This window comes from Bradyrhizobium sp. SPXBL-04 (assembly GCF_051853035.1).
Taxonomy (GTDB): Bacteria; Pseudomonadota; Alphaproteobacteria; order Rhizobiales; family Xanthobacteraceae; genus Bradyrhizobium; species Bradyrhizobium zhanjiangense.
Genome location: NZ_CP182472.1, coordinates 1,675,979 through 1,687,573, shown reverse-complemented (window position 1 = coordinate 1,687,573; position 11,595 = coordinate 1,675,979). Strand labels below are relative to the sequence as shown.

Sequence of the window (11,595 nt, the reverse complement as noted above, 5' to 3'; positions counted from 1 at the left end):
GGCGATGATGCCATGCCGCCGGCCCCGCTGACGCGGTCGCGTGCCGTCGTGTGCAGCTTCTGCGGTCATCCGTACATCCAGCCCTGCACCGCGCAGACGGAAGCTGCTTGCCCAAACATGATCTGGCTGCGCGGCGCGGCCCAGCAGTCCACCCGACACCATTATATTCCGCAGTTCTATTTGAGGCGCTGGGCTGGAGACGACGACAAAGTCTGCGAGTTCAGCCGCCCCTACAAAAACAAGATCTATCGCCAGCGCGTCTATCCATCCAGGCCGGCTTCGAGGACCGGCTCTACGAAAAGCCGGGCGTACCCAAATCGATCGCGCAGCAGGTCGAGGACAAGTTTATGGGCCCGGTCGACAACTTCGCGGCGAAAGCTTTGGACATCATCGAGGCCGAAGTTGAGAATATCCGCAACGATGCCGAGAGGCGGTCGGCCTGGTCGCTCTTCGTGATGTCGCTCATGATGCGGATGCCCGAGGACGTGGCCGCTCTCACACAGATTGAGGAAGACAAATGGAAGCTGGAACTTCCGAGCTTGAGGGAGAAATATGCCGCCAACCGCAAGCCGGACGATCCCGAGACGATCGAGGAGTTCATCGAAAAGAAGGATCCTGAATACTTCGGACGGTAGGTCATGGACGATCTGCCGGAATTGACGCATCACGAAGGGATTGGGCAGGCACTCAACGGGATGCGCTGGTCCGTCGTGGTCACGCCGGACGATGCACCGCCGTTTCTCACGTCCGACAGGCCACTCTTCATGTCGAAGACGTTCAGCGAACCCGAATGCTACCTGACCCTCCCTATAGGTCCCCGCCGCTTGTTCGTCGCGACCAACACTGGAGAAATCGAGTGCAAGTTCAAGGACCGGCCGCCCAAGGAGTTGGCTCACGAGGTCAACTCTCGGGTCGCCAAACAGGCCGTGAAGTACGTCTACGGGATCGACCATTCGGAGTTGGAATTCGTCGATAAGCTGATATCGACCGCCCGCCCGCCGAGGCTGATGGAGAGGTTGCGCGACCGGCGAAGGCAGGGACCGCCCGCTTCGAAGCGCCCCTGAGTTGCCTCGAAATCGGCCGAGATTGACGGTCTGCAGGCCCGAATCGGTGGTACAAGGCGTGGTCACAAAATCCGACTGGCCTTGTAAGGAATCCTTGTTTTATGCGGGTTTTCGCGGCCTGAAGGCATGGGGGAAGGGAGTCCCACTCTCTCCGCCAGCCTTCGCAATGTCCGGCCCGGAGACATAGGTAACGGAACGTACCTAAGACATGGGTGACAACCTCGTGCCGAACGGGTTGTCGGGGTTGCAAGGTCTTTGCTCCAAAAATCGATCCAATTTGCGGCCGGGGGCGTGCGATCTCGCGTTCTCATGTGGCGCGTCGTGGCCTGCTCATTTTTGCTCGGCCGCCGCTGTCGCCGTCAACCCCGCGCGTGCCGCGCCCCTTCGGGCTTCGGGGGGTGACCGCGACAGCGGGGCCAATCAAGGGGCCCGTCATGCCCGGAATGCGTCGCGATCAGGAGATTTTGGTGGTCGCTGCGACATCGGTGACGGGCCTGGGGCCGAATGGATTGTCGAGAGGTTGCAAGGTCTTTTGCTCGAGGTCGAAGTATCCGAGATCGTAGTGCATGAAGCTGACGAGCCAAATGCCCTCATCGACCTCCTTGATGCCGAGCTTTTGGCCAGCCAGCACGGTCGAGATATTGATCCTTTTACGATGCAGGCAGAGGCGACCGCAGGCCGTGACGACGACGTCGCGGTCGTGGAAGGGATAGGTGAGCTCCGGCAGGCCGGCATAGACCCGCGTTGAAGCGGTGTAGAGCTCGGCGGGGCACTTCATACCGAGCAACTCATGCGGTCGTTCGGCATTGAACTCGCGCAGGAACGCAAAAATGCGCGCTTACCATCCTCGTATGCCGGCGGGCCCGGAAGTCGACGTCGCCTCTTCTACTGAATGAAAGAGGCGGCCTCAGTTAGTGGCCTTACTTTGCCAAAACCAGGATCGCAGTCGACCGCGGCCTCAACGTCAGAGGGCGACTCTTCGCTTAAACCATTTCCTTGGTAGGCCAATGTAGTAGCCACGCCTCCGAAGTTCCGGCTCGGACCTGTTGAGCGTTTCGCAAATGGATTTCACAGGCGCGCCTGCATCGACAAGCTCGCGCAACAGTTCATCTTCCCGTCTGGTCCAGCGAGGAGAGCGGAGAGCCGCCTTCAAGTTAACCTCTTAGCCCTGAATTCATGCGGTTCTAAAGAAGAACTGTCCGCCAGCCCCGACAAGCTTGGTCTGCGATCTCCGCGTTCGTCTGGAATGCGCAGTACAGTCCCAATCAGGATGACGAAACTCATCTGAACAGATTTAAGTGTGATCAACTGTATGGCCTCCCATAGCGTCGCCTCGGCTATCCCAGCGATCGTGTCCTCCTCAAAAATGCCGGCGGAGGAATTCCTTCGAAAGCTATACGTTGGCATAGCCGAAGCTGGTCCTATGCCAACGAAATTTTGGAGCCACTAGGACTCGCCCAGACCTTGACGGACAACCTGTGAGATGGGCGTGCGGCCCTGGAGTTAACCTGCGTGCGATAGCCTATGGCTAGGATCGCCCGCCGCGGCCAGAACCGGCAGTACCAAACTCATGCAGTGGACCGGGCGCCTTGGTCGCAGCCAAGGCCGCGTCGACCAACATGGCGCGCGCAGAACTGCGGCCGATCTTGCTGATGCGGCCGTGATGGGCAGCTCCCAGTCGCGACAGCCGCACCCGCGGGTTGAGCCCGAAATCGCTCACCAGCTTCTGCGGGCTGTTGAACCGGCTGATCCTGCAGCGCAGTCCGCGTGATATCAATGCGGCCTGCATGTGTCGTGTGTATCGGGCTGCCCGGACCGTGCTTCCGGTGCCTCGGCTTGGACTCCTAGCTGTCGATGCACGCATGTCGCTTCCGGAGCAGCGCGGACTGCCTCGGCGCCTCGAGTGAGTGAGAACCCCACGCTGTCCCTGCTACGCTCGCTAGCTGAGCGCGCGGCATCGCTTCAGCACAACTCCGAAAAGGCTGCTCGCGCCTAAACTCTCGGTTCCAAATGACCTGACGGGAGCTGCGGGCGACAAGACAACTACGGATTCGCACTCTCGGCGCGTCAGGGGCGACCAGCCCTAAGTTCTCGGCTCATCGTGTCTGGCAGGAGTTGCGAATGGGACGGGTGATTGGCATTGATGTCCACCGAACCTCGGGGAACTGGTGCTGGGTGCAAAACACGATCGACAGCGGGATTGGCTTGCAGCCTTGGAGCCAGTTTAAGGCCGTTTTCCCAATGCTGTTCGCGGATCGTGAGCGTGCGTAGTCTAAGCACGGCCAAATGGATATCTTTGGGCCCGCGACCTCTCCGAACTGATGAGGACTCGCCCGTAGCGCCGACCATGCGGCGTCATTTGCTGTCGCGATCCCGAGGAATGCGTCGGCAACCAGCGAGATATTTGGTGGCGGCGTGAAAGTAGCGTTGTCGCCCAGGTATTATCCATCATCACGAAGCACCCGACTGGTGCGCCAGCACACGAGCGAGCAGTTCTAGCGCCTGATGGCCGACCATGGCATCCTTTGCAGCATGAGCCGTTCCGCGCCTAAGTCAGCCCGGTTGAGTTCGGGCGCAAGACGGGTTTAGCTGAACCCGGTGTCCATTAAACCGGCAGCAGCTCAGGCGCTTGCTGAACGCGTAAGGCCACCGATTTCTCGGGTTCGGAGCTTGCCGGAATGGTTGGCGGATTGTGAATCGGCGATCGGCAGGCTTGCGAGCACTAAGTCGACCGCTGCCCTATCCAGCCCCCAGGCCCGGGCAGCGTAGGATGGCCGGCGGCGGATGATGTCCGCCGGCCATCTGCTCGGACGAGTTGCCCAAGTTCCATACGAGGAGATTTGTGGTTCATCGTAGCCATCAGAAGCGAAGATGAACCAGAAGTTCAAACCGAGCAAAGCGACGGCAGAACAAGTATCGCCGGCGGGTGCGTGATCGCCTCGCAGTCCGACAACTGAACTTCTCCCGCACCGTGTCGATCACCTTGAATCGACCCTGGGATCTCTTCCAGAGTCGAGGTCGCCCTTCGCTTATTGCATGGAGGCCCGGTCTTTGCGTGCACCGAAATGCTCCGTGACGAAGACTTAGAAGACGGGCACAAAGAACACAGCGAGGAGCGTTGCTGAAATCATGCCACCGAATAACCCGGTCCCAATGGCGCGCTTGGTCTCGGCGCTGGCGCCGCGGGCAAGCATCAATGGGACCACACCGAGTGCAAAGGCCAGTGAGGTCATTAGGATCGGACGCAATCGAAGCCTGGCTGCTTCGAGGACGGCGTTCGTAAGCCCACGCCCTTGATTGGGAAGGTTCTTGGCGAATTCGACGATCAGGATCGAGTGCTTGGCCGAAAGACCTATGATAGTAATAAAACCGATGGTGAAGAAGACGTCATTTTCGAGCCCGCGCAGATGGGCCACGAGAACGGAACCGATTATAGCGGCACGACAAGCGTTACCGAGAACGGAATTGACCACTCTCGCAAAGCGCAGCCAGCAACAAAAAGACGACCAACATGGAGAGAGCAAGCAGGATTGGCGCCTGCGAGGCAGATTGCTTTTCCTGCAGAGACTGTCCAGTCCACTCGACTGTAAAACCTAGGGGAGTTGTGAGGCTAGTCTTTCCATTTCCATCATCGCGTCGCCGCTGGCTGGGTGCAGCCCCTGCCGGCAATGCGCATGGCCGGGTAGCCGTTGTAGCGGACGAACTGGTGGGGACTGGTTTTCCCGACCGGTGTGACGAGTTCTGAAGGAAACCATAGGGCCTGCATTGTTGCTGACATAAAGCTTGAGCACGCCGTCAACCTGCATGCGGCTCGTCGCAGCGCACACGCCGCGCCCGTATCACCACGGTTGTAGTGCCGGCTTGTCTGCATCCTCGCCAGATATGCTTGGGGGCCCGTTTCTACGTGGCTGAGGTGAGCGCCCGTAGTTGCCCAAGCTTGGCGCGGGCAATCGTGTTGATGTGCATGTGCCCATCTCGTGCGGCCATTACCACACCGATAGTGCGCCTTTACGCCGTGGGCCAGCCACCAAACCTGGTAGGCGTCCCTTGATCGCTCTTGGCGCTACAATTCCGCAGCCCGTGGGAGCTTGAGACACTCCCGCGAAGGCGAGGTGGTTAGCGTTGTTATGGCAAGGTTGGCCACTGAAGTTAGTGGGGCGTGGTAGGGACAGCGCTTTTTCGGACCAGCACAAGCGCCGAGTCACGTCGGGGCTAACTTCACCGGCAGCGTGGGCGCGGCAGGGACAGCGTCGAGTTCTCTTGAGGGAAGGCGCCGAGTCGCACCTGCGTTGCCGTCAATATCAAAGGGGTTAACCCGCTAGTTAGCTATGAAATGGAGGTACAAAGCATCCCATAGCGCCGCTCGGCTAAGAGCACAGTGGTGAAACGCGATCGAGCTCTCACCCAGATTAGCTCGCTACGCGATCTGACGCGATGGGTTCGGATGGACTGTGATCGGTATTGTGACCGGGCAGGCCGCATGCCAGGGCAACGTCACCTTCACGGGGCTTTTGATGAAGGACGCTGCCGACTTGGCCGACGCGCTGTCTTGGATCTCTGCTTTCAAGCATCGTCGATCGCGCAAGTTATGGCAGGGGTTGACTGCGCCTGTCCTCCAGCCCGACTTGATCCCCCCAACTAGCTCTGGGACGATCTGAAGAGCATCTGTTCGTCGATAGGAACGAGCGCTCGAGTACGGCAACAGATCACCGTATTCCTCCACGATAAGGCGTCAGGTCCGGGTTGATTCGAGTCGCAATGGACGAGGACGGCACAGTAGAGCTTCGAGCATGCGAATCTTCAACTCGACAACGCTCGGCTCGTTAAACAGTGCCAACGTCCGCTCGATTAAGTCCGCATGGGGAAGCGCGTCCGCAGTCCAGCCGAGTGGCACCAGCGTATCGGCGAAGCGCCAAACCACATGGCGCTAAGACACTATGGCATCCGCTCCCGGGAGAAGAGCGCGCCAATACCATTTCGCCGGATTGTGCAACGGAACGACGGTAAGGCGGAACCCAATTCTGAAAGCGGCGTCTGCGAAACGAAATCGGCGCAAGTACGGCGACAGGCAGCAGCATCAGAGCACGTAGCGCGTAAGAAACCGACGGAATTGTGCGATCGGGCCGCCGGTGAAGATACCGCGTCCAGTACTCCCAATCGCGCAGCCGAGATCTGGCTCTCCTGCGAGATCTGAAACAATCACGGTGACATCAAAGCGCTGGAGGTGCTGCGCACTTGGACCCAGCAAAGGAGCCTCATTGTAGGACTCCCGATGAAGACTCCGTCGCGGGCTGACGCGAGTTCGGCCTTGAGGTAGTTAACTCGATCCGAGAACTCGATCAGCGGCTGGCCGAACTTAATGTCGAGAGCGAGCAAGTGAAAGCGCGCATCGTCCATAGCCTGTTCGTGTTTTATCTTCGCTACGCTCAACGCCGCGTTGTTGGCATGTCTGGAACATACCGATGGCCAATACACGCGGCGTGGCTAGGATCTCGTCAAGATCGTCGACTGCACTACGCTGAGCGTTACCGCGGGCGTCGCCGAATCCATGTATGATCCGTCGGCGCGGCCGTCCAGTTTCGGTTGTTTGGGAACGATCGTATTTGTACGAGGTCCGTGCCGAAACGCTGCCGTCAGATGACCCCGGCGCCCTAAAATGGTCCAACATCTTCGATGCTTCATTGAACGATTTTGACCAGGATTGCTCACGACATCCAGGTGGCACGTCACTGCGCCAAAAGGAGTCTTGGAGTCGGCACGATTCTTCTGAAGATCGACCTGAACGTACAGAGAGGAAGCCGTCAATTTTAATGCGCCCTGCAAGGGAAGCTCTCCGGCATCGCCGTTCCGATATCAAATGATAAGCAACGCGTGCTTCAGAAAATACGGAATCTCCAATTGATTAGTCTGACCTCGGCAGCTCTGTACTTCGAGCGGCGTTTGTTGAAGCGACGATCGAAAGACGCGCGCGTCCCCGGCACCAGATCAGCCCCTGTGCAGTCGCAAAGGTCCGAAATGTGCACGAACAAATCCATGCCGTCGCAGTTGTCGAGTCTGACGAAGCCCCAGCCCTTCTCAACACTGTAGGAGACTACCGTTCCAGTCTGCATCTCTGATCTAACGTGTGTTCGAGGCTATGGCATGGCCGCTTAGGCGTCGGAATCGCAAGCCACAGCAAATCGGCGGGGCGGACCAGACGCTCGCGACGCCGAGCCCGCCCCTAACATCGCCGTATCTGGAGCAATACGTGATGGTACCCTAACCAGGCAAGGGCCGTGCCGAATTGAGAATTGGAGGTTCAGCAGGGACTTCGTAGCGGGCTGCAGGGTCAAGTTGTCGACATTCGTTTGAGAGCTGACGTCCGTCGTCAGACTCCTTGAACTAGCTGCAATACATCGAGGCGGCAATGCCTTCTGGGCGCCAGATCTCGAGATGTTCTCGCGCACAGCACCATGCGGATCCTCTCTTCCGCCGAATAATGCCGGCGCGTCTGTCGCCTAATGTCTTTTTACAACTTGTTCTGCCGGTGCTTTGCCCGGTCCGCATTTCTGTTTCATCTTCGTTTCCGCTGGCTACTATGAACCAGGAACTCCTCCCAAAGCAAAATCACACTGCCTGTTTTACAGGCCCTCACGGCGAATACTCTTTATGTCAGCGTGGCGCCTCGGCTAGCTAAGTGCCGCGCAGTCAAGCGCCGGCAGCAGTGCATGTCTAGGACAGTTCGCGAAGCTGGACTGGCAGGCCCAAGCAAGCATGGATAGTTTGCGCCGGACCAAAACAACGCCGCACCCCACGTGCGCGTCAGTCGGCAATCTGCACGTCCTTCGCTATGGCGAGTAAGGTCTCGGCTTTGAGCCTGCCGGCCCGGAAAGCTGTCGTAGGCTCGTGGCTCAACAACGGTCGCCTACTGTGCAGATTAGGCTGCTTCGCCGGATCATGCATCCTGCTGTAAGACGGGCTCGGCTTGAAGACTGTGAACGGTCTTTTGAACGCATCCGGAAATGCGCAGCATCTTCTCGACTGAAACAATCTAAACGGCAGGTGACACTGCTTCGGTGGCAGTCCGAGGCAGCTCGCGATACTGAACTCGCTTGAGAAGCCGCGTTCTTGAGAGTGAACCAAATCAATGTCCATCGTTCATGGCAGCCGCTCGTCTTGTTAGTTCTTGTGCATGGTGGAATCTGCGCGAAGTTGATGGACGCTAGAGAGGGCAACGATGCGCGTATTCGAGACAACGCAAATTGGCCGGCCCACTAGTATCCGAAGGGAAGTGCCTCGGAGATTCCAGGCCGAAACCGACACGAACCCGGTGCAGACCATCGCGCTCGATGCACCAGGTACTATCGCATCGAAACGTGAAGGCGCCAGCTTTGAAGTGACAGGGCTTCGTAGGTGCGAGCTCAAATGTTTGAGTATTTTCCTGAAAGCGCAGGTATGATCACCATCATTGGCTGGGAATTTCTCGTTCGAAGTCGCCCTCCGCCTCAGCCAGCTTCCGGAACGTGCGGAGGTCGACACGTCCGCCTGAGGGAGTATCAATATAGTCTATGTCTACTCCCGATCTCTCAAGACACTCCGCCTTACACAGGGCTTCTCTTGCGCTCAAACTTTGAACCGAAAAATGCTTCCGGCTAAACCCCGTTCGATGACACCTAATAATGTAGGGCACGGATCCCCCTCCGTTGAGAGCGACAGTATAACCAACTTCCCGAAACAGTGCGACCGACCATTCTTGGTAGGTCTTTGCGGGCGCGTTTGCGCGATCACCGAGGCTCCTGAGCTTCAAACCGACTTTCTGAAGCAGAACTGTGAGATCCTCTCCAATCAAAGTGCCAGACATCCGTCGAACTTCATCTGAAGTGAGTCAGAGCCAATAAGCTGGATGGCTACGGTTATCGTCTCAAAGTCTGTCGGACCGGCAGCAGAAGGAGAAATGTTGCGATAGAGTTGCGCTACGATCCAGGCAATGGGGCAATTGTGCATTTGCCGAAGCAATATTCGCATCACTCCAGTTGACTTCAGCGTTTCCTGCCTGCGAAGGCACGTCGTAGTGAGGTGAAGAACATGGAAGTCCTGCCGCACTGAGCCGAACGCGGAATGCTGTTCAAACTGCCACCTCATCCCTTTCGATCGGATCAAAGTGGCATAGCGCCCCGTCGGGCCACTCCCGAACCGCTGCACCTAAGGACATAGCTATGTTGCCATCAAGCGATCTTTGTTGGCCTCCAGAGCGAATCTCAAAGGGGATTGATGCTGTGCTGCAAGGTCGGCGTGAAGGCGCTTACCGAAAGCGTCGCCCGCGCTTGTCAGTTGCGACCCCTCGCATTGCAAGCCCCAAGTGCGCCTCGCCCGCATAAAAGCGGCCCCAGCCAATTGGCTGCAGCCGGGGCCGTTGTGCTCTGGCACGGCGGGGGCTATCGGCCAGGGCCGCATCAACAATCCAATCCCTTCGCCACAAGTTCGTGAACGATAGCTGCGCCAACGAGGCGGCGCTACTTTTGAAGCGCCTACGATCCATTGCCACCTTGATCTCGAAGGTGGCGACGATCGCCGCGCAGACCGCTGCACCGCCAATTGCTGGTACAGCATCGTTTCGACCATATGTGTACTAACACTGGACCAAGGCGGTTAATCCGGCCCCAGCCGTGAATCAGGACAGGCCGAGGCGGCCTTACTCTCGATGCTGGGGGTTCTGGTCGTGCCAGTGCGCCATCTGTTTGTACTCGCGGGCCATCTGCTCGAGCTCGCGCTTCGCTTTCGGATTGCTGGTTAGGGCGGCCTGGTGCCGGCCGAGCAGTTCAAGCGAGCGGTGCTAATAATTCGGCGGGAGATTGGTCTGGCATTCGGCAGAATACCACGCCCCCCTCGGGGACAGTCAGCTGTGTTACAAAGCGAACACTTCTCAGAGGGCCGGGCGAGAAGACCGCAGTCGCTGCCTCAAGACAGCTCCACGCGACGTTCCGCACGATCCGCGCTGCGGCTTGACCTAGCACATCGCGCGCTAACCCGGCGAGGATCTTAGCCGATCGTTAGCAAGAATCTGCAGTTTGCTCTTGGGACGAGCCGTGGGGACATGCACGGCCTTGTGCTCGGGCTCGGGGTCGAGGGTCCGCCAGCCAGCCCCGGAGGGCCTTCCATCACGCCCCTAACTTTCGATTCACATGTCTGGAGTCGGAACCGGTGCACGCCGTAGCGTTGGTGAAACCGGGGGCTGGCTATATATTTCACTTAGACCAGGGCTCTCCCTCGCGTCGCGTGCCTACGTCGTTGTCGTGCTGCCGGACCGGGGGGAAGCTTCCCGCATTGCGCAAGGAGCTAACGTCGGCTAGTGGACCCAGGCGCGGAGATCGGCACGCGGCAAATCCCCGGCGTGGGCGGCCTTATCGCTTTTTTGAAAGCAGCTCGCGAAGGGCGGCCGCGTCGAGCATCTGCTCGGCCAGAAGCTTCTTCAGCTTCGCGCTCTCCTCTCCCAGCGCCTTAGCGCTTGGTCTCAGAGACATCCATGCCGGCGAATTTAGCCTTCCAATTGTAGATCGTCGCTTCGGAGATCCCATGCTTGCGAGTCAGGTCAGCCGTTTCGCCCAAGCCTCATCCTCCTTTAATACCGCGATAATCTGCTCTTGCTGAACCTTGCTCGCCTCACCTGTCCGTCCCTCTTCAGGCCGGATTCTTACTACTTCGCCTTCTGGAACAAATACTTAGTGGCGGGTCACGTCCCAGAAAAATCCAAAAAAGTTCACGTCAAAAGAGGAAGCGGAGCACCTCTACGGGAGCTACTGAAACTGGCGGTTTTCTAGCTTCTTGACTTGGGTTTTATCTGGACGACAGCCAACGGAGACCCTCTATGTACATACCATCCCACTTTCGAGATGACGAACTCGAGAGCATTCGAGCGACAATCCGCTGCGCCCGATTGGCCAACCTGATCACAGCGACATCAGATGGGCCACTGGCGACGCCTCTTCCGCTCTTCCTCGATGAGAGCGAAGGCAAACACGGCGCGCTGTACGGGCACCTGGCGAAGGGCAATCCGCAATGGCGCACGGCCCCGATTGGAGAAGCTCTGGCGATCTTTAGTGGCGCAGAGGCTTATGTGACACCATCCTGGTATCCAAGCAAGCGTCAAACTGAACACGTGGTGCCTACATGGAATTACATCGCGGTCCACGCCCATGGGCCGATCGAGTTCTTCGACGATCCTAAACGCCTGCTTGAGATCGTGACGCGTCTGACGAATATCCATGAGGCGTCACGTGCGACGCCCTGGGCCGTCAGCGATGCGCCCGCGGATTTCATTGCCGTCCAGTTGCGTGAAATCGTCGGCGTGCGCATCCCGATCACCATGGTCGAAGGCAAGCGCAAGATGAGTCAAAACCGCCCTGCGCCTGATCGCGTTGGTGTCGCCACCGGCCTAGCGGCGAGCAAACTGGCACAGGACCAGGAAGTTGCAGCTCTTATCCTGGCTCAGGACTGAGACGATAATGTGTATGACCTTGGCCAACAGCGCCGATGGACATTACATCTGCAGCTC

General features: G+C 58.4%; 2 protein-coding genes and 5 pseudogenes. 2 read left to right on the top strand and 5 right to left on the bottom strand.

Translation table 11 applies throughout. The annotated features are described in order from the left end of the window. Window positions 1-12 precede the first annotated feature (12 nt). Window positions 13-1,064 (top strand): annotated as a pseudogene (locus tag ACNJX8_RS07925) (DUF4238 domain-containing protein). Between the two features lie 454 nt (window positions 1,065-1,518). On the opposite strand, the pseudogene ACNJX8_RS07920 reads toward ACNJX8_RS07925, so the two are convergent. The 5 genes and pseudogenes from ACNJX8_RS07920 to ACNJX8_RS07900 form a co-directional block, all read right to left on the bottom strand. Beyond that, window positions 1,519-1,899: pseudogene (locus ACNJX8_RS07920) on the bottom strand (IS481 family transposase); the annotation flags it as partial. 702 nt (window positions 1,900-2,601) lie between these two features. After that, window positions 2,602-2,814 (bottom strand): annotated as a pseudogene (locus ACNJX8_RS07915) (transposase); the annotation flags it as partial. Between the two features lie 1,333 nt (window positions 2,815-4,147). Further along, a pseudogene (locus ACNJX8_RS07910) lies at window positions 4,148-4,879 on the bottom strand (efflux RND transporter permease subunit); the annotation flags it as partial. Between the two features lie 2,061 nt (window positions 4,880-6,940). Continuing rightward, window positions 6,941-7,174 carry a cold-shock protein gene (locus ACNJX8_RS07905; RefSeq protein WP_439360159.1) on the bottom strand — a complete coding sequence of 78 codons (234 nt, stop codon included), beginning with the start codon at window positions 7,172-7,174 and terminating at the stop codon, window positions 6,941-6,943. Window positions 7,175-10,450: 3,276 nt separating this feature from the next. Further along, window positions 10,451-10,732: pseudogene (locus ACNJX8_RS07900) on the bottom strand (transposase); the annotation flags it as partial. Window positions 10,733-10,908: 176 nt separating this feature from the next. Between ACNJX8_RS07900 and ACNJX8_RS07895 the strand changes: the two are divergent. Continuing rightward, window positions 10,909-11,538 carry an FMN-binding negative transcriptional regulator gene (locus ACNJX8_RS07895; RefSeq protein ID WP_439360158.1) on the top strand — a complete coding sequence of 210 codons (630 nt, stop codon included), beginning with the start codon at window positions 10,909-10,911 and terminating at the stop codon, window positions 11,536-11,538. The last annotated feature ends 57 nt before the right edge of the window (window positions 11,539-11,595 follow it).

Excerpts from the sequence above, each read along its gene's own strand:
- ACNJX8_RS07905 (WP_439360159.1), bottom strand. The coding sequence starts at position 7,174 with ATGCAGACTGGAACGGTAGTCTCCTACAGTGTTGAGAAGGGCTGGGGC.
- ACNJX8_RS07895 (WP_439360158.1), top strand. The coding sequence starts at position 10,909 with ATGTACATACCATCCCACTTTCGAGATGACGAACTCGAGAGCATTCGA.